Below are 25,979 nucleotides of genomic sequence, written 5' to 3'. Positions count from 1 at the left end.
GTGGTTTGAGACCATTGCCGGGTGAGTTCCACTGACCGTTCCGAGTCGCTGTTCGAACGTGCCCAGGCGGTCACCCCGGGTGGGGTGAATTCGCCGGTGCGGGCCTTCCGCGCGGTCGGGGGCACACCACGGTTCTTCGCCTCGGGTAACGGCCCGTATCTGGTCGACGTGGACGGCAACACCTACGTCGACCTCGTCTGCTCCTGGGGCCCGCTGATCCTGGGCCACGCCGACCCGCGGGTGGTCGCCGCGGTGCAGGCGGCCGTTGCGTCCGGGACGTCCTTCGGAGCCCCGACACCCGGTGAGGTCGAACTGGCCGAGGCGATCATCGCCCGTGTCCCGGTTGTCGAACGGCTGCGATTCGTCTCCTCCGGCACCGAGGCCACGATGTCCGCGGTGCGCCTGGCCCGCGGGGTAACCGGCCGGCCGGGGCTGATCAAGTTCGCCGGCTGCTACCACGGCCACGTCGACTCGCTGCTGGCCGCGGCCGGTTCCGGGGTGGCGACGTTCGCGTTGCCCGAGGGCGCCGGGATCACCGGTGCCGCCGTGGCCGACACGGTCGTGGTGCGTTACAACGACCTCGACGCCGTCGCCGCCGCGTTCGCCGCCCATCCCGACCGGATCGCCGCGGTGATCAGCGAGGCCGCGCCCGGGAACATGGGGGTGGTCCCGCCGGACCCAGGCTTCACGCTCGGGCTGGCCCGGCTGTGCCGCGAGAACGGCGCCCTGTTCATCTCCGACGAGGTCATGACCGGCTTCCGGGCCGGCCCGGCCGGCTGGTTCGGCATTGAGGGCGTCGCCCCGGACCTGATCACGTTCGGCAAGGTCATGGGCGGCGGCTTCCCGGCCGCGGCCTTCGGCGGCCGCGCCGACGTGATGTCCGCGCTGGCCCCGGAAGGCCCCGTGTACCAGGCCGGGACCCTGTCCGGGAACCCCGTCGCGATGGCGGCGGGCCTGGCCACCCTGCGCGGTGCTACCCCCGAGGTGTACGACCACCTGGCCAAGGCCGGGGAGGTGATCGCGGTTGCCGCCTCCGAGGCGTTGTCCGCGGTCGGCGTCGAGCATCACGTGCAGTTCGCCGGGACGATGTTCTCGATCTTCTTCACCGCCGATCCGGTGCACGACTATGCGGGCGCGAAGACCCAGCGCACGGACCGCTTCGGGGCGTTCTTCCACGAGATGCTCGCCCGCGGCGTGTACCTGCCGCCGTCGGCGTTCGAGGCCTGGTTCCTGTCCGCCGCCCACGACGACACCGCGATCGGCCGCGTGCTCGACGCGCTGCCGCACGCCGCCCGCGCCGCTGCGGAGGTAGCCGAATGACCACGACCCTGGTGCACGTCGTCCGGCACGGCGAGGTGTTCAACCCGGAGAAGGTGCTCTACGGCCGGATCCCCGGCTACCACCTGTCCGAACTCGGCACGAAGATGGCCGAGCGGGTCGCGGAATCCCTGGCCGGGCGCGATGTCACCGCGGTGATCGCCTCGCCGTTGGAGCGTGCCCTCCAGACCGCGGCGCCGATCGCGGCGGCCTTCGACCTCGAGATCGACACCGACCCGCGGCTGATCGAGGCGGCCAACCACTTCGAAGGGTTGAGCTTCGGGGTCGGCGACGGATCGCTGCGGCAACCCCGGCACTGGCCCTACCTGTGGAACCCGTTCCGTCCGTCCTGGGGCGAGCCGTACCGGGACCTGGCGCACCGGATGCTCGCCGCGGCAGCCGCGGCCCGCAAGCAGGCGGCCGGTCACGAGGCCGTCTGCGTCAGCCACCAACTGCCGATCTGGATCATGCGGCTGCGCGTCGAGGACCGGCGGCTCTGGCACGACCCGCGCCGCCGGCAGTGCTCGCTGGCCAGCATCACCACGATCCGCTACGAGGGCGAGAAGATCCGCTCGATCTCGTACACGGAGCCGGCCGCCGATCTGGTCCCCAGCAAGATCGGACCCGCAGGCGCCTGATGCTCCGCGCCGACAGCACGTTCTCCCATCAGGTGACCTCCGGGTCGCTGTTGATCGCCATGCCGGTCGCCCTGCTCGCGGGCCTGCTGTCGTTCCTGTCCCCGTGCGTGCTGCCACTGGTCCCCGGCTACCTGTCCTACGTCACCGGCCTGGCCGGCGCCGACCTGGCCAACCAACGTCGGGGCCGCGTGCTGCTCGGCACCAGCCTGTTCGTGCTCGGGTTCGCCACGGTTTTCGTGTCCTACGGGGCGGCGTTCGGCTACGTCGGGTCCGACCTGGTCGAGCACACCGACGCGGTCAACCGGGTGCTCGGGGTCCTCACGATCGGGCTCGGGCTGAGCTTCCTCGGGCTGCTCCCGCAGACCCAGCGCGAGTTCCGCTGGCTGCACCGGGCACCGTCGGCCGGTCTGCTGGCCGCGCCGGTTCTCGGCGTGCTGTTCGGGGTCGGCTGGTCCCCGTGCATCGGGCCGACACTGGGTGCCGTGCAGGCGCTGGCGTTCGACAGCGCCAGCGCCGGCCGGGGGGCGCTGCTGACCTTCGTCTACAGCCTGGGGCTAGGGCTGCCGTTCGTGGCGGTCGCGGTCGGGTTGCGGCGGGCGCTGGGGGCGCTGAGCTGGGTCCGCGAGCACAACCGGTTCGTGATGCGCACCGGCGGGGTGATGCTGTGCATCCTCGGCGTGCTGCTGCTCACCGGCGCGTGGACGTCGCTGTCGGTGCACCTGCGCACCTGGACCGCCGGCTTCGAGACGGCGGTCTGAGCGATGGCCCTGACCACCAAGTTGCCGGAGACCCCGGCCCCGCCACCGCTGGGCAGCGTGGGCATGGTCCGGTGGGCCTGGCGCCAGTTGACGTCGATGCGCACGGCCCTGCTGCTGCTGTTCGGCCTCGCGCTGACCGCGATCCCGGGGTCGGTGATCCCGCAGCGTCCGGTCGACCCGATCGCCGTCGGGCAGTTCAGGTCGCACCACCCGGATGTGGCGCGCTGGTACGACCGCCTCGACCTGTTCGACGTGTTCGCCTCGCCCTGGTTCTCCGCGGTCTACCTGCTGCTGATGATCTCGCTGGTCGGCTGCGTGGTCCCGCGCAGCAAGGTCTACCTGAGCGCGGCGCGGGCCCGCCCGCCGGCCACTCCCCGGTACCTGGACCGACTGCCGGAGCACCGGTCGCTGACCGTCGAGGCACCGGTGGAGTCGGTCCTGGCGGCCGCGGCGAAGTCGCTGCGCGGGCGGCGGTTCCGGGTCGACACCGACCCGACGTCGGTCGCCGCCGAACGCGGCTACCTGCGCGACACCGGCAACCTGGTCTTCCACCTGTCGCTGGTGGTGATCCTCGTCGGCATCGCCTTCGGCCACCTCTACGGATTCAAGGGCAGCGCACTGGTCGTCGAGGGCCATGGCTTCTCCGACACCGTCACCCAGTACGACAACCTGCGGGCCGGTCCGCTGTTCGACACCGACCACCTGCCGCCGTTCGAGCTGAAGATGGATTCCTTCGACGCCCGTTACCAGACCGACGGTCGGCAGCGCGGCGCCGCCCGGGACTTCGACGCGAACGTCACGTACACAGCGCGGCCCGGTGCCGCCCCGGAGTCGCGGCAGATAAAGGTCAACCACCCGCTGGCGGCTGGTTCGACCAAGGTCTTCCTCGGCCCGCACGGCTACGCGCCGCTGGTCACCGTGCGGGACGGCAAGGGCGACGTGGTCTTCACCGGCCCGGTGCCGTTCCTGCCGGTCGACCCGGTCGGCCTGAGCTCCCGCGGCGTGATCAAGGTCCCCGACGCCGCCCCGACCCAACTAGGGTTCCAGGGCTTCTTCCTGCCGACCGCGGCCTTCGACCTGCAGCGCGGCCCGTTCTCCACGTTCCCGCAGCCGCTGAACCCGCGGCTGGTGCTCAACGTCTGGTCCGGCGACCTCGGACTGGACAACGGTGTCCCGCAGTCGGTCTACCGGCTGGACACCTCGCACATGACCCAGGTCCGGGAGACCGCGGACGTCGGCTCGCCGCCGATCACCAACTCACTCGCCGTCGGCGGCACCATGGCCTTGCCCCGCGGCCTGGGCACGCTGACCTTCGACGGCTACCGGCAGTGGGTCGTGCTCCAACTCGCGGCCGACCCGGGCCGCGACCTGACCCTGGCCGGCGCCATCGCCGCGATCGCCGGCCTGCTCGGCTCCTTGTTCGTCCGCCCGCGCCGGGTGTGGGTGCGCGCGGCCCCGGATGGGGCCGGGCGTACCTTGGTCGAGGTCGCAGCCCTGTCGCGCAGCGACGGGGTGGACTTGGCCGAGGACGTCGAGGCCACCCTGGGCGCTCTCAGCGTCCCCATCGCAAGCAGGATCAGCAGGGAGTGAGTGTGCCCGCGCCCCACACGTTGGCTGTGGCCAGCGACCGGTTCATCCACTTCGCGATCGTGGTCTACGCGCTGGCGATGCTCGCGCTTGCCGCGGAGTGGGCCTTCGGCAGCAAGACCCGCTTCACCGCCGAGGCGCTGAACGTGGCTGAGCCTGCTCTCGCCGCGAAGGCCGAGCTGGCCACTGTCGGCGCGTCCGCCACCCCGCAACATCTGCTGCCTGTCCCACCTATCGAGGGCGTCGGATCGGTGGGACTGGCAGCAGAAGTGGGGGAAGTCGGGGAGGTGGACGAGAGGGCCGAGAAGTTCGGCCGGATCGGGCTGTCGCTGACCGCGTTGGCGTTCACGCTGCACCTGGCCGGGGTGGTCTGCCGCGGCTGGTCGGTGCACCGCGTGCCGTGGGGAAACATGTACGAGTTCTCCACGGCGGCTGCGCTGGCGGCCACCGGGGCGTACCTGGTGCTGGTCCGGCGCTACGACCTGCGTTGGCTCGGGGTGTTCGTGGTCACCCCGGTGCTGCTGACGCTCGGCCTGGCCGTCACGGTCCTCTACACCGACGCCGAGCAACTGCAGCCCGCGCTGCAGTCCTACTGGTTGGTGATCCACGTGATCGCCGCCGTCACCAGCGCCGGCATCTTCACCGTCGGCGCCGCGATCAATGTCCTCTACCTGATCCGCGAGCGGGCTGAGCGGCGCAGCGTGATCCCGGTCGGTTTCGCACGGCGACTCCCGTCCGCGGTGGAGCTGGACCGGCTGGCCTACCGGGTGCACGCGTTCGTGTTCCCGCTGTGGACCTTCGCGGTCATCGCCGGCGCGATCTGGGCGGAGAACGCGTGGGGTCGCTACTGGGGCTGGGACCCGAAGGAAACCTGGGCGTTCATCACCTGGGTGGTCTACGCGGCCTACCTGCACGCCCGAGCCACGGCGGGCTGGAAGGGCCGCCGTGCGGCGGCGATCGCACTGACCGGGTTCGGATGCTTCCTGTTCAACTACTTCGTGATCAACCTGGTGATCACCGGGCTGCACTCCTACGCCGGTACCTGACCGCGGCACAGCGCCTGACCGGCGCTGTCACTCCGGGCGGTCGGTCTCCGGCTCCGAGCCGTCGCCGGGCCCGAGGTCCTCCTCCAGGCGGCGGAGTCGACGCTGTTGATCGGCGCGGGCGTTGAGCAACGCCAGGAACTCGGGGTCGTCGTCCGGCGCGGGCCGGGACACGTAGGCCTGCTTGCGCCGCAGCGGCATCGTGGGCGCGGGACGGCTCGGGACGCCGGCTGCTTGCGGGCGACCGAGCAGGAACCAGGCGACGGCGCCGAGCGGCGGCAGCGCAACGATCAGTACGGCCCAAGCCCACCTGGGCAGGGTGCGTACCGCGGCGCCGGGCGTCTGGAGCAGCTCGACCAGCGCCCACAGCACGACGCCGACGACGAGCAGGACCAGAAGTTCCTCGGGCATGCCACCTCTTTCGTGACGCTTCACTTCAGCGTAGTGCGGCGCGGCAGGCCGATACGGGGCTTGGTCCGATATGCCGGCCGACCCCGACCAAGTCGTGGCCTCGTGTTTGACTTGCGGGGTGCATCTACCGCCGTCGCTGTCCTACACGCTGCGTCGTCTGGGTCTTTTCGTGGGTGTCCTGGGCCTCGCGTCAGTGACGCTGCGTGGTGTCGACCCGATCGTCGTGCTGATGGTCGCCACGCTGGTGTCCGGCGTGCTCAGCTACGTCCTGCTCGCCGGGCCGCGTGAGCAGATGGCCCGTTCGGTCGCCGGTCGGTTCACGCGGCTTGGCTCCCGGATCGACGCCGGCGCGGCCAAGGAGGACGCGGCGTTGGACGCCGCCGAGGCCACCCGGAGCAAGGGCGAGAAGCCCGCTCGATGAGCCGATAGCGCGGGTTACACCCAACGGAGTAATGGCGCATCCATTGCGTTGCGCAACGACTAGCGTGCGTATTCGTGAAGTCCGAATTCGCATCTTTGTCGGGGTGACGTGATGGCACGTAAATTGTCGAATTCCGGAATCCGTCCCGAATTGTCTCTCTGGGCGGAGGCGATCGGCGGATCGATGCGGGAATGGCGCGCTCGGCGTGAGCTGGGCAAGCGCGGCAGCGACGTGTTCATGGCTGCTGAGCCCCACTACTACGACCCGGAGGAGCCCTACTCGTTCCTCCCGCCCAGCGTGATGACCCCGGCGCCCCGGATCACCGGCTACGGCCGTGGCCGCCGCCGCACCGCGTTGGCCGTCGCGGCGATCGTTGCGGCCGCCGCGATCCCGGCTTTCGCGATCACCTCGGTGTTCAACCGCTCCAGCGACTCCGACGGCGTGACCTCGGCTGCAGTCAACTCCGGTACCCCGGCGAACGGTTCGATGGAACTGGACTCCGCCGGCGCTCCGGCCGGCCAGGCGGGCCCCGCGGCTCCGGCCGCTCCTGCGGCTCCGGTCGTGCCGGTCGTGCCCGCTGTGCCCGCTGCGCCCGCTGTGCCCGCGGCGCCGGCCGCCCCGGCGGTTTCCGCACCGACCAAGGCCACCGCGCAGCCGACGCAGACCGCGACCTCGGCCGTCGAGAACAGCGACGAGAATTCCGGGACCGAGACCTCCGCAGCCAAGTCCGCCACGGCTTCGCGCGAGCAGCCGGATTCGGATTCCGGGTCGGATTCCGAGGCGGATCTCCCGCACGCCCGTCGGCCGATCTCGACGCAGCCGGAATCGTCTGCTCGGCAGTTGGACAACCGGCCCGTGCGTATTCACCACGCCCGGCCGCGCAGCGGCGACCTGAGCACCGGATCGGACCGCGAGGTCCAGGCCCCGACGACGACCAACCCCAGCACCCCGCAGGCCCCGGCCACTCACTCGACCACCCCGCAGGGCCCGACCGACTACGGGTGGCCGGAGACCACGAGGTCCCCGGCCACCCGCACGGCCCCGGCCACCCGCACGGCCCCGGCGGACCGCTCGACCGCTCCGGTGGAGCGCCCCACGGCCCCGAAGACCCCGGCCGAGAGGTCCGAGCCCGTCTCGCGCGGTGGGGACGCGTCGGCTCCGGGCGCCACGACGAACGAGCTGGGGGAGACGGCCGGCAAGCCCGAGACCGAGAGCGTCCCGCAGCAACCCCCGGCCGCGCCCGCGGCGGCCCCCGCTCAGCAGCCGGCCAGTGCGTCGACCGGCGTGACCCCGGCCGCGCCCGCGGCGGCCCCCGCTCAGCAGCCGACCACTTCGTCGACGGGCGTGACCCCGGCCGACCCGGCCGCGCCGCAGGCCCGCTGAACTCCGCTCAGGAGCCGGCGGCCAAGGCGAAGGCGAGCAGGAGACCGAAGCCGAACTGCGCCCGGGCGGTGCCGGCCAGGGCCGGGATCAGATCCCGACCCGAGGCGCCGCGCAACACCGGGCGCAGCGCCGGCGCGGCCAGCGGCAATGCCAGCAGCGCCAGCAGCGTCCACGGGTGGTGCGGCACCAACGCCAACGGGAACAGGAACGAACCGAGCACCAACGCGCCGAAGAGTTGCCTGGTGGCGCGGTCGCCCAACCGGACCGCCAATGTCCGCTTGCCGGCTGGGGCGTCCTTCGGGGCGTCGCGCAGGTTGTTCACGACCAGTACGGCGCAGGCGAGCATCCCGACCGGGAACGACGCCACCACGGCCGGCGCGGTCAGGTCGCCGGTCTGGACGTACGTCGTCCCCAGGACGGCGACCAAACCGAAGAACACGAACACCGAGATCTCGCCCAGCCCGCGGTAGCCGTACGGGCTGCGCCCACCGGTGTAGCCCCAAGCTGCGGCGATCGCGGCCGCGCCGATCAGCACCAGCCACCACGACGAGGTCGCCGCCAGCACCAGGCCGGCCACTCCGGCTGCCCCGAAGCACGCGAACGCGGCTGCCTTCACCTGGCCGGGCGGGGCGATCCGCGAGCCGACCAGGCGCATCGGGCCGACCCGGTTGTCGTCGGTGCCGCGCACGCCGTCCGAGTAGTCGTTGGCGTAGTTGACGCCCACCTGCAGCGCCAGCGCGACGACCAGCGCGAGCAGTGCCTTCCACCCCACGGCACCGTCGGCGTTGGCCGCGGCCCCGGTCCCGACCGCGACGGGCGCGACCGCGACCGGCAGCGTGCGAGGCCGTGCCCCCGCCACCCACTGTGCCGCCGTCGCCATCTCGTTCTCCCGTTCTCGTACTCAGGGCAGCCGGACCATGACCCGAACTCTTGCCCGGTCCACCTTGCCCGACGGCAGCTTCGGGATCGCCGACCACACCACGAAGTCGTTCGGCGCGTGCGGCGCGCCGAGCCGGCCGGCCACCAGCTGACGCAGTTCGGCGCGGTCGATCTCGGGCCCGGTGGGCACCACAACCGCGACCACCCGTTCGCCCCACTCCCGGTCCGGCCGGCCCACGACGACGACCTCGGCCACGCTCGGATGCCCGGCCAGCACGGCCTCGACCGCCTGCGCCGGGACCTTCACCCCGCCGGTAATGATTACGTCGTCGGCCCGGCCGAGCACGTGGAGCACTCCACCGGAGTCGATGCGCCCGAGGTCGGACGTGGTGAACCAGGCGCCGGTGAACCCGGGTGCGGCCCCCGCCGGCCCGCCCTGGTCCGGCCCCGGCCCCAGGTAGCCCCGGGCCAGCAGCGGTCCGGTGATCCGGACCAGCCCGCCCGCCCCGATCATCAACCGGACGCCGGGCAACGGCAGCCCGTCGTAGACGCAGCCGCCGCAGGTCTCGGTCATGCCGTAGGTGCGCACCACCCGGGCGCCGTGCTTCTGGGCCCGCTCGACCAGCCCGTCCGGGATCGGGCCGCCGCCGATCAGGATCGCGTCGTAGGCGTCGAGTTCGACCCCGGCGTCGAGCAGCCGGATCAGCTGGGTGGGCACCAGCGCGGTGTAGTGCCGCAGCCCCGGCTCGAGTCGGCCGGTGCCGTCGGCGAACGTGCCCGGGTCGAAGCTTGCCCCGACCGTGACCACCGGTTCCACCCCGGCGGCCCGGCACCGGGTGAGCACTGCCAACCCGGCGACCCGGGCCGGGGACATCGCCAGCAGCCACTGCCCGGGCCCGCCGAGGTGAGTGTGGGTGGCCTTTGCCGAGTACGCCAGCGCCGTGGCGGACAGGCGCACGCCCTTGGGCCGACCAGATGTCCCCGAGGTGGCGATGACCAGCGCGGTGTCGGCGGGCACCCCGGCCGCGGCTTCGGGCAGCAACGACTCGGCCAGGCGTCGGCCCTCGGGGCCGGGCGGGGTCAGCAGCAGGGCTGGGCCGGAGCCGTCCAGTGCCGCGTCCAGGGCCGGGCCGGGCAGCGCGTCGCGGTCCACGGCCAGCGCCAGCAGCGGTCGGTCGTCCACGGGCGCTCAGCGTAGGTGGCGGCCCGTCACGCCGGGCGTGGCGGTGCTTGTCCACAGGCCCCGCTCTGTCCACAGGCCGGTGATCGGGGGCTGCTGCTGGGCGCGGCGGCCGGCAGGCTGACGGTGTTCGGATTCGGGCTTGGGGAGGGCCGATGACAGGTCGAGATGCGTTCGACGCAGCGGTGCTGGCGGAGCTGCGGCGTCGTCTGGTGGGGCCGTTGCCGGGGGAGCCGCCCGGCAGTCGTTACCTGCGTGGGGTGGGCCTGCTGGCCACCGTCGAGCCGGACACGGTGAAGTTCTGGCTGGACGTGGTCGTGTACGGCGTCGCCTCCCGGGAGACCCACGCGGTGCCGGAGTGGTCGACGGTCGCGGTCGGGTCGCCCTCGGCGCTGGGTCGGGCCCTGGCCGCCGAGATCACCATGCTGTTGAGCGAGCGGCTGTCCCGGGCGCGGGTCGTGAGCCGGTAGTGGGTGGTAGCTCAGAAGTACCAGGGGAAGCGCGACCAGTCCGGGGCACGCTTCTCGAGGAACGAGTCCCGGCCCTCGACGGCCTCGTCGGTCATGTAGGCCAGGCGGGTCGTCTCCCCGGCGAAGATCTGCTGGCCGACCAGGCCGTCGTCGATGAGGTTGAACGAGTACTTGAGCATGCGCTGCGCGGTCGGGCTCTTGGCGTTGATGATCGTCGCCCAGCGCAGCGCCTCCGCCTCGAGCTCGGCGTGCGGGACCACCTTGTTCACGGCACCCATTCGGTACGCGTCCGCGGCGGAGTACTCCTGGCCCAGGAAGAAGATCTCCCGGGCGAACTTCTGGCCCACCTGCCGCGCCAGGTACGCCGAGCCGTACCCGCCGTCGAAGCTGCCCACGTCGGCGTCGGTCTGCTTGAAGCGGGCGTGCTCGGCCGAAGCCAGGGCCAGGTCGGCGACCACGTAGAGGGAGTGCCCGCCGCCGGCCGCCCAGCCGGGGATCACGGCGATGACCACCTTGGGCATGAACCGGATCAGCCGTTGACACTCCAGGATGTGCAACCGCCCGGCCCGGGCCGGGTCCACCGTGTCCGCGGTGTCGCCGGCCGCATACTGGTAGCCGGTGCGGCCGCGGATTCGCTGGTCGCCGCCGGAGCAGAACGACCACACGCCGTCACGCGGCGAGGGCCCGTTGCCGGTGAGCAGGACAGCGCCGACGTCACTGGACATCCGCGCATGGTCCAGCGCGCGGTAGAGCTCGTCGACGGTGTGCGGTCGGAACGCGTTGCGCACCTCCGGCCGGTGGAACGCGATTCGCACGGTGCCGGACGCGACGGCCCGGTGGTAGGTGATGTCGGTGAAGTCGAAGCCGGGCACCGTCCGCCACGCGCTCGGGTCGAACAGCTCCGAGACCTCGTTGTCCACCACGTGTGTCCTTTCCGCTCCGCGTCGGGTCACCGTATCCGCGCGCTCGGGCAGGATGGCCGGGTGCTCGACGTCCACACCTATGCGATCCCGCTGCGCACCCGGTTCCGCGGGCTGACCATGCGCACCGGGGTGTTGCTGCGGGGTCCGGCCGGATGGGCGGAGTTCGCGCCGTTCGACGACTACGACCTCGCGGCGTCGGTCCCGTGGTGGCAGTGCGCGGTGGAGGCCGCCACCGTCGGGTGGCCCGCGCCGGTGCGCGATCGGGTGCCGGTCAACGTCACCGTGCCTGCCTGCGACCCCGAGCGGGCGCGCGCCATCGTCGCTGCGTCCTCGGGCGCGCACACGGCGAAGGTCAAGGTGGCCGAGGCTGGGCAGTCGCTCGCCGACGATCTGATCCGGGTGTCCGCGGTGCGCGACGCCCTGGGCCCGGCGGGGCGGATCCGGGTGGACGCAAACGGCGGCTGGCCGGACCCCGACACCGCCGCGGCGGCGATCGTCGCGCTGGACCGCGAGGTCGGCCTGGAATACGTCGAGCAGCCGTGCGCCACCGTCGGGGAACTGGCCGCGGTGCGCCGACTGGTGGACGTCCCGATCGCGGCGGACGAGTCCATCCGCCGCGCGGCTGATCCGTTGCGGGTGGCCCGGGAGCACGCCGCGGACATCGCGGTGATCAAGGTGGCGCCGCTGGGTGGGGTCGCCGCGGCGCTGCGGCTGATCGAGGCGATCGGGCTGCCCGTGGTGGTGTCCTCGGCGTTGGAGACCTCGGTCGGCATCGCCGCCGGGGTGGCGTTGGCCGCGGCGCTGCCCGAGCTGCCCTATGCCTGCGGGCTGGCCACCGTGGCGCTGCTGGAGCGCGATGTGTGCGCCGAGCCCCTGCTTCCGAAGGACGGTCATCTGCCGGTGCGCCGGGCCGTCCCGGACCCCGCCGCGTTGGCCGCGTTGGCCGCCCCCCACGATGTGGCCGTGGCCTGGGAGCAGCGACTGAACGCGGTGCGTGCCGCCGCGGCGGCAGGGGAGAGCATCCGGTGAACCCGTCCACCGCGTTGGCGCGGGTGCTGGTCGACGAGTTGGTCCGATGCGGCGTCACCGAGGCGGTGCTGGCGCCGGGCTCGCGGTCCGCGCCGTTGGCGTTGGCCCTGTACCGCGAGGACCGCATCCGGCTGCACGTCCGGATCGACGAACGCTCCGCGGCCTACCTGGCGATCGGCCTGGCCCGCGTCTCCGGACGACCGGTGCCCGTGGTCTGCACGTCCGGGACCGCCGCCGCGGCCCTGCACCCGGCGGTGCTGGAGGCCGACCTGGGCAACGTGCCCCTGCTGGTGTTGACCGCGGACCGGCCACCGGAGCTTCGCGGCACCGGCGCCAGTCAGACCGTCGACCAGTTGGGGTTGTACGGCCGGGCCGTGCGGATGTTCGCCGAGGTCGGGGTGCCCGAGCCGGTGGTCGGTCAGGTCGGCTACTGGCGTTCCCTGGTGGGCCGGGCCGTGGCCGCTGCCACGGGCACGGCCGTGGGCGGGCCGGTGCACCTGAACCTGGCGTTCCGCGAGCCGCTGGTGCCGGACGGCGACCCGTCCTGGCCGGAGTCCTTGGAGGGGCGGGAGGACGGCGCCGTCTGGGTGTGGGTGGACCGGATCGAGCCGGCGTCCATGCCGGTCTCCGAACTCCTCGGGGAGGGGATCCCGGAGCGCGGTGCGATCGTGGCCGGGGACGGCGTGATCACCGCGTCGAGCGTCGTGTCCCTGGCCGAGCACCTGGGTTGGCCGCTGTTCGCGGAGCCGACCAGCAACTGCCGGCTCGGGCCCAACGCGATCGCCGGCTACCCTCTCCTGCTGGCCGACGAGGCCTTCGCGGAGGATCCGCCCGACGTGGTGTTCACCGTGGGCCGGCCGAGCCTGTCCCGCCCGCTGCTGCGTTGGCTCGGTCGGGCCGGCACACAGATCGTGATGGATTCCAGACCGGTCTGGCCGGACCCGACTCGCAGTGCCTGCCGGGTGATCCCGCGCACGCCTTGGCTCAACCTGGACTCGGTGGCGGACACCGAGTCCGCGTGGTTGGGCCGCTGGCGGCGTGCCGGCCGGGCCGCCTGCGCCGTGCTGGACGCGGAACGTGAGTCGGCACGGTTGACCGAGGTCGGCGTCGCCGGAGTGGTCGGCGCGGCCCTGCCGGCCGGCGGCCTGTTGATCTGCGGCCCCAGCCGCCCCATCCGTGACGTGGAACTGACGCTGCCCGCCCGCGACGACATCACGGTGGTGGCCAACCGCGGGGTGAACGGGATCGACGGCCTGGTGTCCACCGCGATCGGCGCGGCGTTGGCGCACCAGCACGCGTGCGGCGGGGTGGATGGGCCGGCCGTTGCGCTGCTCGGCGACCTGACCTACCTCTACGACCGCAACGGCTTGCTGCTGGCCCCGGAGGACCCCCGCCCGGACCTGGTGCTGGTGGTCGTGGACAACGACGGCGGCGGCATCTTCGGCACCCTGCCGCAGGCCGGGCTGCCCGGCTTCGAGCGGCTCTTCGGCACCCCGCACGGGATCGACCTCTGTGCCGATGCGGCCGTGGCCGGCATCCCAGCAGTCTCGGTCACCACGGCCCACGAGCTGACCGATGCCATCCGGGAGGGCTCGGGGATCCGACTGGTCCGGGTGCCCACCGACCGGGCCGACGCCGCGAAACTCCAGATAGCGCTGCAGGAGGCGGTGGGGGCGGCGCTTCGACCGTGAGCGACTGCGACGAGCGAGGAACAGGCGAGTGAGGCGAGCGCAGCGTGAGAGCGAGCTCGCGAGCCATCGCAGGTGCCGAGCCGATTGAAGCCTGTTGACCGAAGGGAACACGAGCGAGGAGCGCAAGCGAACACCAGCACCGTGAGACCCTGGCCCCGGCGCCGAGGAACAGTTGGAGAAATGACCGATCTCGACGACGAATCACCGCACCTGGCGACTCGTACCTCGCGGGGGGTTGCCCTGCGGATCCGGCGCGGCCGTCTGGTGGTGCTGGTTCTCGCGGCGGTGCTGACCTACGCGACCGACCTGGTCACGAAGATCGTCGCGGTCCACCAGTTGGCCGGGCGAAAGCATCCGGTCGACGTGTTCGGGTCGGCGTTCAACCTCGAGTTGGTCCGCAACCCCGGGGCCGCGTTCGGTCTCGGCGTCGGCATGACGATCGTGTTCTCGGCGGTCAGCGTCGCGGTGATCGTCGCGATCCTGCGCACCGCGGCACGACTCGGCAGCACGTGGTGGGCGCTGGTGTTCGGCCTGGTGCTCGGCGGGGCTCTGGGCAACCTGACCGACCGCCTGTTCCGCGCCCCGGGCTTCGGCCGCGGGCACGTCGTCGACTTCCTGCACATCACCCACTGGCCGGTGTTCAACGTCGCCGACAGCGCATTCTGCGTGGCCGGGGGGATCGTCGTGGTGCTCGCGATGAAGAACATCCCGCTCGAGGGCCGCCGCTCCTACTGAGCCCCGGTGCACGCGGTCGGGCGAGCCGGGTAAGAAGGGCTCATGACTGACGACCGGATCCCCACCCGTTCCCTGGGCAGCAGCGGCCTGAACGTCGGCGCGGTCGGCCTCGGCTGCATGAGCATGTCCTGGGCCTACGACCCGTCCCAGAAGGACGACACCGCCGCCATCGCCACCATCCACGCCGCGATCGACGCGGGCGTCACGCTCATCGACACCGCGCCGGCCTACGGCCCGCACCACAACGAGGATCTGGTCGGCCGGGCACTGGCCGGCCGCCGCGACCGGGTCGTGCTGGCCACGAAGCTGGGCCTGTACGTCGACGTGAAGACCTTCGAGTTCATCAAGGACGGCCGGCCGGAGAACGTCGCGACCCAGCTGGAGGACTCACTCCGTCGGCTGCAGACCGACTCGGTCGACCTGTACCAGCTGCACCGCGTCGACCCGAACGTCCCGATCGAGGAGACCTGGGGCGCGATGGCCGAGCTGGTGCAGCGCGGCCTCGTGCGCGCAATCGGGCTGTCCGAAGCCACCGCGCAGGAGTGCGCCCGAGCCCACTGCGTCCACCCGGTGGCCTCCGTGCAGTCGGAGTTCTCGCTCTGGACCCGCGACGTGCTGGAGAACGGTGTGCTGGCCTGGTGCGAGGCCAACGGGGCGACGCTCATCCCGTTCGCCCCGCTCGGCCGCGGTTTCCTCACCGGCGCGATCAGCGCCGAGATGAAGTTCGAGCCCAAGGACTTCCGCGCCCGCAACCCGCGCTTCACCGACGAGGCCCGGGCCGGTAACCAACGGCTGGTGGACGAGGTCCGTGCGGTGGCCACGGAGCTGGGCGCCACACCCGCGCAGGTGGCCCTGGCCTGGACGCTGGCCACCTCCCCGGCGATCGTGCCCATCCCGGGCACCCGGCGCCGGGAGCGGGTGCTGGAGAACACTGCGGCGGCGAACGTCGTGCTGCCGGACCACCTCCACAAGCGCCTCGACGAGCTGCCCGCCCCGGTCGGATCCCGCTACTGACCTGTCCTGACAGGACCAGATCGGCCCTTCCCGGCCCCGGAACACGCGTCCCGGGGCCGGGATGTGACCGAGGCCATGCGGTTCCGGCCGGTTTCCGGCGAACGTGTTCGCGCCATTTTCTGGCGAGTCCGGGCCGCTGCCCGAACCCGTCGCGGCGCTCGGTACGTTGCCCCTGACCTGCGATTACATCCGACCGAGGCCCGGCGGCAGGCTGGTGGCGGGGGCTGCGCGCGGCTTGGGGGAGCGAGTTCATTCGTCCTGACGGGACGAAAGAAAGCGCCCCGTCCACCCGGTCGCGCCGCTGCAGGCCTTTTCGAACACCCGTAGAACAGGCTGCGACGCAACAGCTAGCACCGGGATCTCCCGGTGGATGGAGGAATTCGGCGTGACGATCCTCAAGCGCGAGGAATGGCACGACATCACTCGGCTCACGGACTGGGACTTCACCTACGTCGACCACCAGACCGTGTTCCCCGACTGGATGGCCGGCGGCGAGGACAGCGACCCGGGTACCTGGGCCAAGTGGCGCGAGGACTACCGCAACTCCTACGCCGAGTACGTCGGTACCCAGCGGGAGAAGGACGCTGCCGCCTACTCGGTCAAGGCCGCCCTGCAGCGCTCGGAGATCTACGACAACCTGCCCGAGGGCTGGAAGACCAACGCCAAGGTTCACTTCACCGCGTTGACCCAGATCGAGTACCTCGCGGTCCCGGCCGAGCTCAAGATGGCTCGTTTCGGCCTGACCGGCGGCTGGCGGAACATGGCCGTCTTCGGCGCGATGGACGAGATGCGGCACGCCCAGATCAACCTCTGGTTCTCCCACGAGTTCGTGCCGAAGGACATCCACTACGACTGGGCCGTCAAGAGCTACCAGACCAACAACTGGGTGATCATCGCCTGCCGTGCGCTGTTCGACGGCTTCATGACCTGCACCTCGGCCGTGGACGTCGCCCTCGGTCTGCCGTTCACCTTCGAGACCGGCTTCTCGAACCTGCAGTTCGTGGCGCTGGCCGCCAACGCCCTGGACTCCGGCGACGTCAACTTCGCCAACATGATCAGCTCGATCCAGACCGACGAGGCCCGGCATGCCCAGCAGGGCGCCCCGACCCTGGAGATCCTGCTGGAGAACAACCGCAAGGAACACGCCCAGTGGATCATCGACCGCTCGTTCTGGCTGTCCAGCCGGATCTTCGCGATCGCCACGGGCCCCTCGATGGACTACTACACCCCGCTGGAGGGTCGCGAGCAGTCCTACAAGGAGTTCATGGAGGAGTGGATCGGCGAGCAGTTCATCACCTCGCTGGAGGACTACGGCCTGGACAAGCCCTGGTTCTGGGACGAGTTCGTCGACGGCCTCGACCACGCGCACCACTCTCTGCACCTGGGCACGTGGTTCTACCGCTGGACCCTGTTCTGGAATCCGCCTGGCGGTGTCGGCAAGGCCGAGCGGGAGTGGCTGAACGAGAAGTACCCGCACTTCGACGACTCGTTCGGCAAGCACTGGGACGTCATCATCCACAACATCAACGACGGTCGTCCCGACCTCACGCTGCCCGGCGCCCTGCCGTGGGAGTGCAACATGTGCCAGCTCCCGCTGATGACCTCGACCTCGGTCTACTCGCAGAAGTACCCGGCCGTCCCGGGCTACAAGCTGGTCCACAACGGCTACAGCTACTGGTTCTGCTCCGACCCGTGCCGGCGGATCTGGTGGGAGGACCGCAACGCGATCATCCACCAGAAGACGATCGTCCAGCGCCTGCTCGGTGGCGAGGTTCAGCCGCCGGACCTCACCGGCCTGTTCGACTACATGGGCCTGGGGTCGGACGAGATGGGCGACGACGCCTACGGCATGGCCTGGGCGGCGGACTACGCCACCAGCCCAAGCTGACGCAGCACCGCGCAACGAACGGGAGCCCCGACCGATCCGGTCGGGGCTCCCGCCCGTTCGGCGCCCGTGATTAGGGTTGGAGCGTGACGACTACGCAGGCTCCCGCGCCCGTCTCCATCCCCGGACTGCTCGTCGAACGGACGACGGCCACCCCGTCCTCGCTCGCGTTCAAGTACCGCGCCGGCGCCGGTTGGACCAGCCTGACCTGGGCCCAGACCACCGAGCAGGTCCGCAACCTGGCCGCCGGGCTGATCGGGTTGGGCGTCGAGGCCGAGACCCGGGTCGCGATCCTGGCCGGCACCAGTTGGGAGTGGATCCTCGCCGATCTGGCCATCCTCGCCGCCGGTGGCGCGACGACCACGATCTACCCGTCGAACACCGCTGACGAGTGCGCCTACGTCATCGCCGACTCGGCCTCGCTGATCGTCATCGCCGAGAACGACGCCCAGGTCGAGAAGCTGCGCTCGGTACGAGAAAAGATCCCGACCGTCCGCAACGTGATCGTGGTCGAGGCCAATTCCGATGTGAACAGTGCCGACGGCGACTGGGTCCTCCGCCTCGAGGACGTCCGGGCAAGCGGTGCGAAGTCCCCGGAGGCGACCGAGGAGCGCTACCTGCAGCGGGTGGCCGGCATCGCCGCCGACCGCTTGGCGACGCTCGTCTACACCTCCGGGACCACCGGCACCCCCAAGGGCGTCGAGCTCACCCACGACAACTGGGTCTACGTCGGCGAGGCCTCCCGCGCGCTGGACCTCGCCCGTCCCGACGATCTGCACTTCCTCTGGCTGCCGATGGCCCACGTGTTCGGCAAGGCGCTCGAGGTCGTGATGATCGCCAATGGCACCGCCAGCGTCATCGACGGCAGCGTGGACCGGATCGCGGCCAACCTCGCCGAGATCCGCCCGACCGTGATGGCCGCGGCCCCCCGGGTGTTCGAGAAGATCCACAACACGATCGTCGCCACGGTCCGCAACGAGGGCGGCATCAAGCTCCAGTTGTTCACCTGGGCCCGCGGGTTGGGCCTGGCCGCCAGCCAGGCGCGCCAACAGGGCCGGTCCCCGTCGCCGTTGCTGCAGGCGCAGTTGCTGGTCGCCGACCGGCTGGTGTTCGCGAAGATCCGCAACCGGTTCGGGGGCCGGATCCGCACGTTCATCTCCGGTTCGGCGCCGCTGTCACCGCAGATCGCGGAGTTCTTCGACGGGGCCGGGATGCCGATCCTGGAGGGCTACGGCCTGACCGAGTCGGCTGCGGCCAGCTTCGTGAACCGTCCGGCCTCGGTGCGCTTCGGTACCGTCGGCCCGCCGCTGCCGGGCACCGAGGTGCGCATCGCCGAGGACGGCGAGGTCCAGTTCCGCAGCCGCGGGGTGATGCGCGGCTATCACGGCATGCCTGCGGAGACCGCGGCGACGTTGCTGCCCGGCGGCTGGCTCGCCACCGGCGACATCGGGGAACTCGATGAGGTCGGCCGGCTGCGGATCACCGACCGCAAGAAGGAACTGATCAAAACCTCGGGTGGCAAGTACGTCGCGCCCGCGCCGATCGAGGGCCGCATCAAGGCCGCCTGCCCCTACGTCGCCAACGTGGTGGTGCACGGGGAACGCCGGAACTTCTGCGTCGCCCTGATCACCCTCGACCCGGACGTGGCCAAGGGCTGGGCCAAGGCGACCGGCAAGCCGGAGGACCTGGCCGTGCTCGCAGCCGATTCCGACCTGCGCGCCGAGGTCGACAAGGCGATCCGTTCGGTCAACGCCGAGTTGCCGAGCTACTCCACGATCAAGGACTTCGCGATCCTGCCGGCCGACTTCACGGTCGAGGCCGGCGAGCTGACCGCGAGCATGAAGGTGCGGCGCAAGTTCGTCGAGACCAAGTACGCCGACGTACTCGACGGCTTCTACGCCGGTGCGATCGAAACGGTCTGAGCGCGGCTCACTGGCCGGCGGTCGCGCCGCTGCTCGACGAGGTGCCGGCCGACGTCTGCGGCTGCGAGACCGAGGTGGAACCGTTCGGCAGCGTGATCCCGAGGATCAGGGCCAGTGCGGCCAGGCCCGCCAGCAGCGGCAGGCCGCGGCCGAGTGTCACGTCGCGGCGGCGGTACCAGGGCACCGTGGGCAGCGCGTCGTTCGGCTTGCGGTGCTTGCCGTGCCCCGGCCGGTCGACGCGGCGCAGGAACGCACGCTCGGTGCTGTTCCGGCTGATCGCGCGGAGATTGGCGAACGGCGCCAGCACGCCCCACCAGCCCCGACGCATCGTCTCGCGCTGAACCTGTCGGGCGGTCTCCAGCCCGCAGTCGCGGCACAGCCGGGCGGCCACCGTCCGGGTGCGGGGTCGGAAACCGCCCGGGTCGACGGCGTGCAGGGTGACCCGCACCGCCGGCAGGCCCGCGCAGCGTTCACAGCCCCGCGGCCGGCGTGGGAACAGCACGCCGTGCTCGTGGGCCTGCTCGATCGCGTGCCAGGCCAGGTCGAGCTCGTGGTGCATCAAATCCGGGCCGGCCTTGGGATCGGCGGCAGGTTTCTCGGAGTCGTGGTCGATGAGGCACACCCAGGTCAGATAGGCGTCGCGCGCCTGATCCAACGTCGCGTCCTCGTCCAACCCCAGGGTGGCGTACGCCTTCCGCAGTTCCTTGACGTTCATCCCAGTGCCCCCGCCGAATCCGTAAACGGGCCGACCGGCCGCCCGCACCCCCCGGTGCGCGACCGCGTCGCGCCGATTACTGCCGCCCTTTGTCCAGATGTTGGCCGATCCGGCGGGAGCGGCGTGGGGGAATGGCGCCGAACCGGCCGAACGTCCTATCCGGCCATCCTCCGGACGCCCGGGACCGGTTGAACAGGCGCTGTGGTAGCAGGACAATCGCGACATGGCCCTGCCGTTGCGCGTCAGCCTCGTCTCGTTGTCCGTGCTGGTCGCCACGACCGGCGCTGGATCCGGTCCGGTTTTCGCCGCCGCGGCGCCCGCGGTGGCCTCGGGCGCCCCGCGGTTGGCCAGTCCGGACTTCGCGGCCGGCGGCCCGATCCCGACCCGCTTCACCTGCAAGGGCGCCGGCGATCGGCCGACCCTGAAGTGGTCCGGGGTGCCCGCGGCGGCGAACTCGATCGCGATCGTCGTGATCGACCCGGACGCCGTCAACGGCCCGTTCACGCACTGGATGGTCTACGGGATACCGGCCGCCCGGTCCGGCACCATCTCCGGCGGCGACCTGCCCGCCGGGGCGCACGAGCAGACCAACAGCGCCGGCAAGGTCGGTTGGAAGGGGCCGTGCCCGCCGGACGGCACGGGCATCCACCACTACCACTTCATGCTCTACGCCGACCGCGGCGCCGTCACCGGCGGGACGCCGGCCGACACCGAGGTCCAGATCCGCAAGCAGGCCATCGCCGGCGCGACCCTGATCGGCACGGTCGCCGCCGCCCAGCAGTAGCGCCCACACGCTCCATCTTCTGGCGTGTCCCGCGCCCTTCCCGGCTCGCGAAGGGCGCGGGACACGCCAGAAGATGAGAGGGCACGCCGCGCTGGTCTAGATGTGACGCGCCGTCAGAAGTCGGCGTTGCGTGGGGTCCGGGGGAACGGGATCACGTCGCGGACGTTCGCCATGCCGGTCGCGTAGACCATCGTCCGTTCGAAGCCCAGCCCGAATCCGGCGTGCGGGACGGTGCCGTAGCGCCGCAGATCGCGGTACCACCAGTAGTCGTCGCGGTTCAGCCCCATCTCGTCCAGCCGGGCGTCGAGAACGTCGAGGCGTTCCTCGCGCTGCGAGCCGCCGATGATCTCGCCGATCCCGGGAGCGAGCACGTCCATCGCGGCCACGGTCCGGCCATCGTCGTTGGCGCGCATGTAGAACGCCTTGATGTCGCGCGGGTAGTTCATGATCACGACCGGGCGGCCGATGAGTTCCTCGGTCAGGTACCGCTCGTGCTCGGACTGCAGGTCGGTACCCCACGAAATCGGGAACTCGAACTTCCGCCCGCCCGCGTCGGCTTTCTGCAGCGCGGCGATCGCGTCGGTGTAGTCCATCCGTTCGAAGCTGGACTCCACGAAGGACTCCAGCCTGCTGATGCAGGACGGGTCGATCCGCTCGGCGAAGAACGCCAGGTCGTCGCCACGTTCGTCGAGCACCGCACGGAACAGGTACTTCAGGAACGCCTCGGCCAGGTCGGCATCCGCGGCCAGGTCGGCGAACGCGATCTCCGGCTCGATCATCCAGAACTCGGCCAGATGCCTTGCGGTGTTGGAGTTCTCGGCTCGGAACGTCGGGCCGAACGTGTAGACCCGGCTCATCGCCAGGCAGTACGTCTCGACGTTCAACTGCCCGGAGACCGTCAGATGTGCCTCGCGGCCGAAGAAGTCCTCGGCGAAGTCGACCTTGCCCTCCGGCGTGCGCGGCAGGTTGGCCAGGTCGAGGGTGGACACCCGGAACATCGCCCCGGCGCCCTCGGCGTCGTTGGCGGTGATGATCGGGGTGTGGATCCAGAAGAAGCCGTGGTCGTTGAAGAACCGGTGCACCGCCATCGAAAGGCAGTGCCGCACCCGGGTCACCGCGCCGAAGGTGTTGGTGCGGGCCCGCAGGTGGGCGATCTCGCGCAGGTACTCGAACGTGTGCTGCTTGGCCGCGGCCGGATAGGTGTCCGGGTCGTCGACCCAGCCCAGCACGGAAACTGACGTGGCGTCGATTTCGACGCTCTGCCCCTTGCCCTTGGACTCCGCGACCGTGCCGGTCACCACCACCGAGCAACCGGTGGTCAGCCGGGTCACCTCGTCGGCGTAGTTGGGCAACTCCGGGCGGGCCACCACCTGCAAGGTCGCGAAGCAGGACCCGTCGTGGACGGCCAGGAAGGACAGCCCCGCCTTGGCGTCGCGGCGGGTCCGGATCCAACCCTGGACGGTCACGGTGGAACCGATCGCGGCGTCGCCGCGCAGCACCTCGGAGATTTGCAGCACGCTCACGACAAGCAGCCTATTGCGGGGGTCGCGGGACCGGACGCTGCGGGCGCAGTGCCACGAACGCGTCGGGTCGGGGCGATGACCCGGGTCGATGACAAAGCGCACTGGTTCCGCGCCCCCTCCCGAAGCACAGTGGCCTGAGGGGAAATGACCGTCGGGGCGTGGGCGTCCCGGGGGAGATCTGGGGAGGCCTACTTTGGCGCGCGCGCACGCAGTTGTGGTGGGTTCGGGACTGGCCGGCTTGACGGCGGCCCTTGCTGTGGCCGACGCCTACGAACAGGTGACGGTGTTGGACGCCGAGCCGCGTGAGCCGGTTGCGCTCGGGCGGCCGCGGCCGGACGCCGGGCACCTCGAGTTGCTCCAGCCGCCGGGCATCGCGGCGTTGGAGGTCCTTGCGGCCGGGTTCGCCGAGGGGCTGCGGGACGCCGGGGTCCCCGTGCTGCGCAACCTCGACGAGCTGCACCTGGAGATGTTCGGCCACGTCATGTGCCGCTCCGGCGCGCTGTGCGGGCCGCTGTACCGACCCACGACCGCAACCCTGGCCGACCACGTCGCGGCGCGGCTGCCGGGCAACGTCGAGATCCGGGACCGGTTCCGGGCCGTCGGGCTCACCGGCGTCGGCGACCGGCTGACCGGTGTGCAGACCGAGTCCTGGTGGGGCAACGAGTCGATCACCGCGGACCTGGTCATCGACGCCTCGGGCTCCGCCGGGGCGTGCGCACAGTTCCTGGCGGCGGCCGGTCGTCTGGCCCCGGCGATCGAACGCGTTCCCGTGGACCTGCGGTTCACCTCGCTGACCCTGGACCGGCCCGAGGAGCAGTCGGACTCGGCGCTTCTGTACTTCACCGACCCGCACCCGGGGCGTCTCTCGGGCGTCGGGCTTGGTCTGGTGGACGGCGACCGGTGGGTCCTGTCGGTCTTCGGCTACCGCGGCGCGCATCCGCCGATCGACCGCGCCGGCTTGCTCGCCGTAGCCGCCGACCTGCTACCCGGCGAGGCGATGAAGATTGTCGAGACCGCCTCGTTGGGTGTCGACACCGTGACCACGCACGTGCCGGAGATCGTCCGCCGCCGCTGGGAGACGGCCGAAGGGTTGCCCAAGGGCCTGGTCGCGATCGGCGATGCCTGGTGCAGTCCCAACCCGGCCCACAACCACGGCCTGATGCTCGCGACGGTGCAGGCAGCCGTGCTCCGGTCGGTCGTTCTCGACAGCGACGAGGAGGTGGCCGCTCGGTACTTCACCCTCGGGACGTCCGCCGTCGACCACGCCTGGCGCAGTGCGCTCGGGGCCTCCTGGGCCTACCCGGAGATCGGCGCCGCGGAGGCCAAGGCCTTCGACGAGACCACGATGCACGCCGTACTGGCGGCCGCGGAGGAGGACAACGAGGTCGTCAACCTGCTGCTGGCGATGAACTGGGGCATGACCCCGTCCGGTGGGATGGCCCAGGTCCGGCTCGCGAACGCGGTGGCGAAGTCGCGGCGGGTGGGCAAGCGCGACGCGCGCCGTGACAGCCGGGTCGAGCGCAAGGGCACCCGGGTCGAGCGTCGGGCGGAGCGCAAGCAGCGTCGAGCCGGCTGAGGTCCGAACTCCCGGAACGACGAAGGGGGTGGTGCGCCCCGCGGCGCACCACCCCCTTCGGGCTGTGTCAGCGGGAGTAGTACTCGACGACCAGCTGCTCGTCGCAGATCACCGGGATCTCAGTGCGGACCGGCGGGCGCTCCAGGCGGAACTTCAGATCGCCGTGGTTGACCTGCAGGTACGGCGGGATGACCTCGGCGGCGTTGGCACCGGCGGCGGCGACGAGGAAGTTCTTCTTGGTGCGGCTACGGTCGGCGACGGCCACGACGTCGCCCGGCTGCACGCGGAAGGACGGCCGGTCGACGCGGGCGCCGTTCACCTCGAGGTGCTGGTGGGTGACCATCTGCCGGGCCTGGTAGATCGTGCGGGCCAGACCGGAGCGCAGCACCAGGGCGTCCAGGCGGGTCTCGAGGTCGGCCAGCAGCACCTCACCGGTCTTGCCGGTGTGGGCGTGGGCGTGCTCGAAGGCGCGACGCAGCTGGGTCTCGCTGATGTCGTACTGGGCGCGCAGCCGCTGCTTCTCCAGCAACCGGACCTTGTAGTCGGAAGTCTGCTTGCGACCGCGGCCGTGCTGGCCCGGCGGGTAGGGACGCGCCTCGAAGTACTTGACGCACTTCGGGGTCAGCGGGATGCCCAGCGCGCGGGACTTCTTGGCTTTGGGACGCGAATTGTTCGCCACGTACTACTCCGTCTGATGCTGGTGTCTGAAAGGTCTGTACGCGGGCTGCGGGCATGGATAGCAGTGCAGCGGCGGCCTGTTCCCCGCAGGTTCACTTGCTTCCTGCGGTTGGCCTCCGTCGGCACCTACGTCCGACGGGCTGCACTCCCTCGGCGCTCGCGGCGCCTGCACGGTGCGGGTCTGGCGGAGGTCAGCCTAGACCACCGATGGCCCGAGCGCGCAATCCGGGTGCCCCCGGACGTGGGAGCAGCGCTGGTTCACTCCGGCTTGAGGTCGGCGCAGGCGATCTTCGGCGGGTTCGGCTGGTCCTCGTGGAAGCGCGGCTGCCGGACGAGGTAGATGACCACGGACTTGGCGGCCGGCCCGGCGGCCCCGGTGAAGGTCTTCTCGGAGTCGACGGCGACCTGCTTTACGCCCTTCGAGTTGACCTCGAACACCAGGTCGACGCGGATCACGTTGGGCACGGCATCCGGGCCGGCTGCGTCGAACTTGAAGTGGCCGCCGCCCGGGTCGGCCGCGGAGCAGGCGTCGGTGTCCACGTAGGCGGCGTAGCCGGCGGTGTTGTCGAACCCGGTGGAGGTGATCGAGAGCTTCGTCCTGCCGCCGCCCACGACCATCTCGGCGATCCCGGCCACGGCCGGTGACCCGGTCGGCGCGGACTTCACGCTGTTGAGCTGGCCCGAGTAGCCGACAGCGCCCTTCTGGCCTGCCACGAGGTCGCTGGGGGCGCTGGAACCTCCGCCGCCGCATCCGGCCAGGACCAGGGCGCCGGTCGACGCGGCCAGCACGCGCCGGGTCGTGCCGGAGAACTTCATGGGACTGGGGCTCCGCTTCGCCGGGGATCGCCGGCTCGCGGGAGCGCGGATTCCGACGCAGGGTCGCAGGCCATCGTAGGGCCGCGTTCGGGCGGGCCACTCACCCCCAACCGGGGCGCACCCCCTGCAAAACAGAACCGGCCGCGGCCCCCGAAGGGCCGCGGCCGGTTCCGGCGGGGTCGTCAGCAGGTCTCGGTGTACTCGGTCGAACCGGTGCACTTGGCGTTCTCGGCCGGGGTGTCCGCGTTCGGGCCGTTGGCATTGCCGTTGGAGTTGTTGTCGGTGTTTCCGTTTCCGACGTCGCAGAAGCCGTCGTTCTCGTTGCCGAGGTCGCCGTAGTTCTTGTTCTCGTTCCCGTCCTTCGGCGAGTCGGTCGGGCAGTTGGGGGTCGCCGTGGCGGTGACCGCCGCCGGGGAGAAGCGCACCGTGTCGGACGCGTGGCTGTTGCCGGCGGTCACGGCCAGCGCCGCCGGGATCAGCAGCGCACCGAGCGCGGCAAAGGCCCGGATCTTGATGTGCGAGGTGCCGATCATGGTCTGATCCCCTCCGCCGCGGGAGGTTCCCGACGGCCGTTCGACGTCTGCCGCGGTCAGCCTGCGCC

At 71.3% G+C, this 25,979-nt stretch carries 25 protein-coding genes; 16 read left to right on the top strand and 9 right to left on the bottom strand.

Annotated features, from left to right (window positions below):
* The first annotated feature begins 21 nt into the window (after positions 1–21).
* Genes hemL through ccsB form a run of 5 tightly spaced genes read left to right on the top strand, consistent with a single transcriptional unit; the run spans position 22 to position 5,346 of the window.
* Positions 22–1,320: a glutamate-1-semialdehyde 2,1-aminomutase gene (gene hemL, locus VHU88_21340; GenBank protein ID HEX3614243.1), complete on the top strand. Its 1,299-nt coding sequence runs from the start codon at positions 22–24 to the stop codon at positions 1,318–1,320.
* A complete protein-coding gene (locus tag VHU88_21335; GenBank protein HEX3614242.1) occupies positions 1,317–1,955 on the top strand; it encodes a histidine phosphatase family protein in 639 nt (212 codons plus the stop codon). Before hemL ends, VHU88_21335 begins: the two co-directional genes overlap by 4 nt.
* Positions 1,955–2,713, top strand: coding sequence for a cytochrome c biogenesis protein CcdA (locus tag VHU88_21330; GenBank protein ID HEX3614241.1), 759 nt, complete (start codon positions 1,955–1,957; stop codon positions 2,711–2,713). The genes VHU88_21335 and VHU88_21330 overlap by 1 nt, the downstream gene beginning before the upstream one ends.
* A gap of 3 nt (positions 2,714–2,716) precedes the next feature.
* On the top strand, positions 2,717–4,303 hold the full coding sequence (locus VHU88_21325) for a cytochrome c biogenesis protein ResB (protein HEX3614240.1): 1,587 nt from the start codon (positions 2,717–2,719) through the stop codon (positions 4,301–4,303).
* The gene (ccsB, locus tag VHU88_21320; protein HEX3614239.1) at positions 4,300–5,346 is read left to right on the top strand and encodes a c-type cytochrome biogenesis protein CcsB; all 1,047 of its coding nucleotides are present in this window, start codon (positions 4,300–4,302) and stop codon (positions 5,344–5,346) included. Before VHU88_21325 ends, ccsB begins: the two co-directional genes overlap by 4 nt.
* Before the next feature lie 27 nt (positions 5,347–5,373).
* On the opposite strand, the gene VHU88_21315 is transcribed toward ccsB, so the two are convergent.
* Positions 5,374–5,754: a PLD nuclease N-terminal domain-containing protein gene (locus VHU88_21315; protein ID HEX3614238.1), complete on the bottom strand. Its 381-nt coding sequence runs from the start codon at positions 5,752–5,754 to the stop codon at positions 5,374–5,376.
* 118 nt (positions 5,755–5,872) lie between these two features.
* On the opposite strand from VHU88_21315, the gene VHU88_21310 reads away from it, so the two are divergent.
* Together VHU88_21310 and VHU88_21305 are read left to right on the top strand one after the other, a co-directional pair.
* Positions 5,873–6,175, top strand: coding sequence for a DUF4229 domain-containing protein (locus tag VHU88_21310; GenBank protein HEX3614237.1), 303 nt, complete (start codon positions 5,873–5,875; stop codon positions 6,173–6,175).
* A 150-nt stretch (positions 6,176–6,325) separates the two neighbouring features.
* A complete protein-coding gene (locus tag VHU88_21305; GenBank protein ID HEX3614236.1) occupies positions 6,326–7,558 on the top strand; it encodes a hypothetical protein in 1,233 nt (410 codons plus the stop codon).
* 7 nt (positions 7,559–7,565) lie between these two features.
* On the opposite strand, the gene VHU88_21300 is transcribed toward VHU88_21305, so the two are convergent.
* The gene (locus tag VHU88_21300) at positions 7,566–8,438 is read right to left on the bottom strand and encodes a 1,4-dihydroxy-2-naphthoate polyprenyltransferase (protein ID HEX3614235.1); all 873 of its coding nucleotides are present in this window, start codon (positions 8,436–8,438) and stop codon (positions 7,566–7,568) included.
* Between the two features lie 21 nt (positions 8,439–8,459).
* A complete protein-coding gene (locus tag VHU88_21295) occupies positions 8,460–9,620 on the bottom strand; it encodes an AMP-binding protein (GenBank protein HEX3614234.1) in 1,161 nt (386 codons plus the stop codon).
* A 152-nt stretch (positions 9,621–9,772) separates the two neighbouring features.
* Between VHU88_21295 and VHU88_21290 the strand changes: the two genes are divergently transcribed.
* Positions 9,773–10,087 carry a hypothetical protein gene (locus VHU88_21290; protein HEX3614233.1) on the top strand — a complete coding sequence of 105 codons (315 nt, stop codon included), beginning with the start codon at positions 9,773–9,775 and terminating at the stop codon, positions 10,085–10,087.
* Positions 10,088–10,098: 11 nt separating this feature from the next.
* Here VHU88_21290 and VHU88_21285 read toward each other — a convergent pair whose 3' ends face one another.
* Positions 10,099–11,007 carry a 1,4-dihydroxy-2-naphthoyl-CoA synthase gene (locus VHU88_21285; protein ID HEX3614232.1) on the bottom strand — a complete coding sequence of 303 codons (909 nt, stop codon included), beginning with the start codon at positions 11,005–11,007 and terminating at the stop codon, positions 10,099–10,101.
* Between the two features lie 63 nt (positions 11,008–11,070).
* Here VHU88_21285 and VHU88_21280 point away from each other — a divergent pair, with 63 nt between their 5' ends.
* The 6 genes from VHU88_21280 (at position 11,071) to VHU88_21255 (ending at position 19,286) form a co-directional block, all read left to right on the top strand.
* Positions 11,071–12,039, top strand: a complete 969-nt coding sequence (locus tag VHU88_21280; GenBank protein HEX3614231.1) for an o-succinylbenzoate synthase — start codon at positions 11,071–11,073, stop codon at positions 12,037–12,039.
* On the top strand, positions 12,036–13,730 hold the full coding sequence (gene menD, locus VHU88_21275; protein HEX3614230.1) for a 2-succinyl-5-enolpyruvyl-6-hydroxy-3-cyclohexene-1-carboxylic-acid synthase: 1,695 nt from the start codon (positions 12,036–12,038) through the stop codon (positions 13,728–13,730). Before VHU88_21280 ends, menD begins: the two co-directional genes overlap by 4 nt.
* A gap of 180 nt (positions 13,731–13,910) precedes the next feature.
* The gene (lspA, locus tag VHU88_21270) at positions 13,911–14,465 is read left to right on the top strand and encodes a signal peptidase II (protein HEX3614229.1); all 555 of its coding nucleotides are present in this window, start codon (positions 13,911–13,913) and stop codon (positions 14,463–14,465) included.
* Positions 14,466–14,507: 42 nt separating this feature from the next.
* Positions 14,508–15,479 carry an aldo/keto reductase gene (locus VHU88_21265; GenBank protein HEX3614228.1) on the top strand — a complete coding sequence of 324 codons (972 nt, stop codon included), beginning with the start codon at positions 14,508–14,510 and terminating at the stop codon, positions 15,477–15,479.
* A gap of 385 nt (positions 15,480–15,864) precedes the next feature.
* Positions 15,865–17,367, top strand: coding sequence for a toluene monooxygenase (locus VHU88_21260; protein HEX3614227.1), 1,503 nt, complete (start codon positions 15,865–15,867; stop codon positions 17,365–17,367).
* A gap of 83 nt (positions 17,368–17,450) precedes the next feature.
* A complete protein-coding gene (locus VHU88_21255; protein ID HEX3614226.1) occupies positions 17,451–19,286 on the top strand; it encodes a long-chain fatty acid--CoA ligase in 1,836 nt (611 codons plus the stop codon).
* 7 nt (positions 19,287–19,293) lie between these two features.
* Here the strand turns inward: VHU88_21255 and VHU88_21250 are convergent, their stop codons facing one another.
* A complete protein-coding gene (locus VHU88_21250) occupies positions 19,294–20,001 on the bottom strand; it encodes a hypothetical protein (protein ID HEX3614225.1) in 708 nt (235 codons plus the stop codon).
* A 223-nt stretch (positions 20,002–20,224) separates the two neighbouring features.
* Between VHU88_21250 and VHU88_21245 the strand changes: the two genes are divergently transcribed.
* Entirely contained in the window at positions 20,225–20,785 is a 561-nt protein-coding gene (locus VHU88_21245) for a YbhB/YbcL family Raf kinase inhibitor-like protein (protein HEX3614224.1), read from the top strand.
* 113 nt (positions 20,786–20,898) lie between these two features.
* On the opposite strand, the gene asnS is transcribed toward VHU88_21245, so the two are convergent.
* Complete coding sequence (gene asnS, locus VHU88_21240) at positions 20,899–22,308, bottom strand: asparagine--tRNA ligase (GenBank protein HEX3614223.1); 1,410 nt, start codon at positions 22,306–22,308, stop codon at positions 20,899–20,901.
* Between the two features lie 193 nt (positions 22,309–22,501).
* Here asnS and VHU88_21235 point away from each other — a divergent pair, with 193 nt between their 5' ends.
* Positions 22,502–23,884 carry an FAD-binding protein gene (locus VHU88_21235; GenBank protein ID HEX3614222.1) on the top strand — a complete coding sequence of 461 codons (1,383 nt, stop codon included), beginning with the start codon at positions 22,502–22,504 and terminating at the stop codon, positions 23,882–23,884.
* A 67-nt stretch (positions 23,885–23,951) separates the two neighbouring features.
* Here the strand turns inward: VHU88_21235 and rpsD are convergent, their stop codons facing one another.
* The 3 genes from rpsD to VHU88_21220 all read right to left on the bottom strand — a co-directional run bounded on the left by rpsD (position 23,952) and on the right by VHU88_21220 (position 25,911).
* A complete protein-coding gene (gene rpsD / locus VHU88_21230) occupies positions 23,952–24,563 on the bottom strand; it encodes a 30S ribosomal protein S4 (GenBank protein HEX3614221.1) in 612 nt (203 codons plus the stop codon).
* A 257-nt stretch (positions 24,564–24,820) separates the two neighbouring features.
* Entirely contained in the window at positions 24,821–25,378 is a 558-nt protein-coding gene (locus VHU88_21225; protein HEX3614220.1) for a hypothetical protein, read from the bottom strand.
* A 182-nt stretch (positions 25,379–25,560) separates the two neighbouring features.
* On the bottom strand, positions 25,561–25,911 hold the full coding sequence (locus VHU88_21220; protein HEX3614219.1) for a hypothetical protein: 351 nt from the start codon (positions 25,909–25,911) through the stop codon (positions 25,561–25,563).
* Positions 25,912–25,979: the final 68 nt, after the last annotated feature.

It is taken from the genome of Sporichthyaceae bacterium (genome assembly GCA_036269075.1).
GTDB lineage: Bacteria > Actinomycetota > Actinomycetes > Sporichthyales > Sporichthyaceae > DASQPJ01.
The sequence above is the reverse complement of the archived record's forward strand: the minus strand, read 5'-3'. Positions and strand labels throughout refer to the sequence as shown.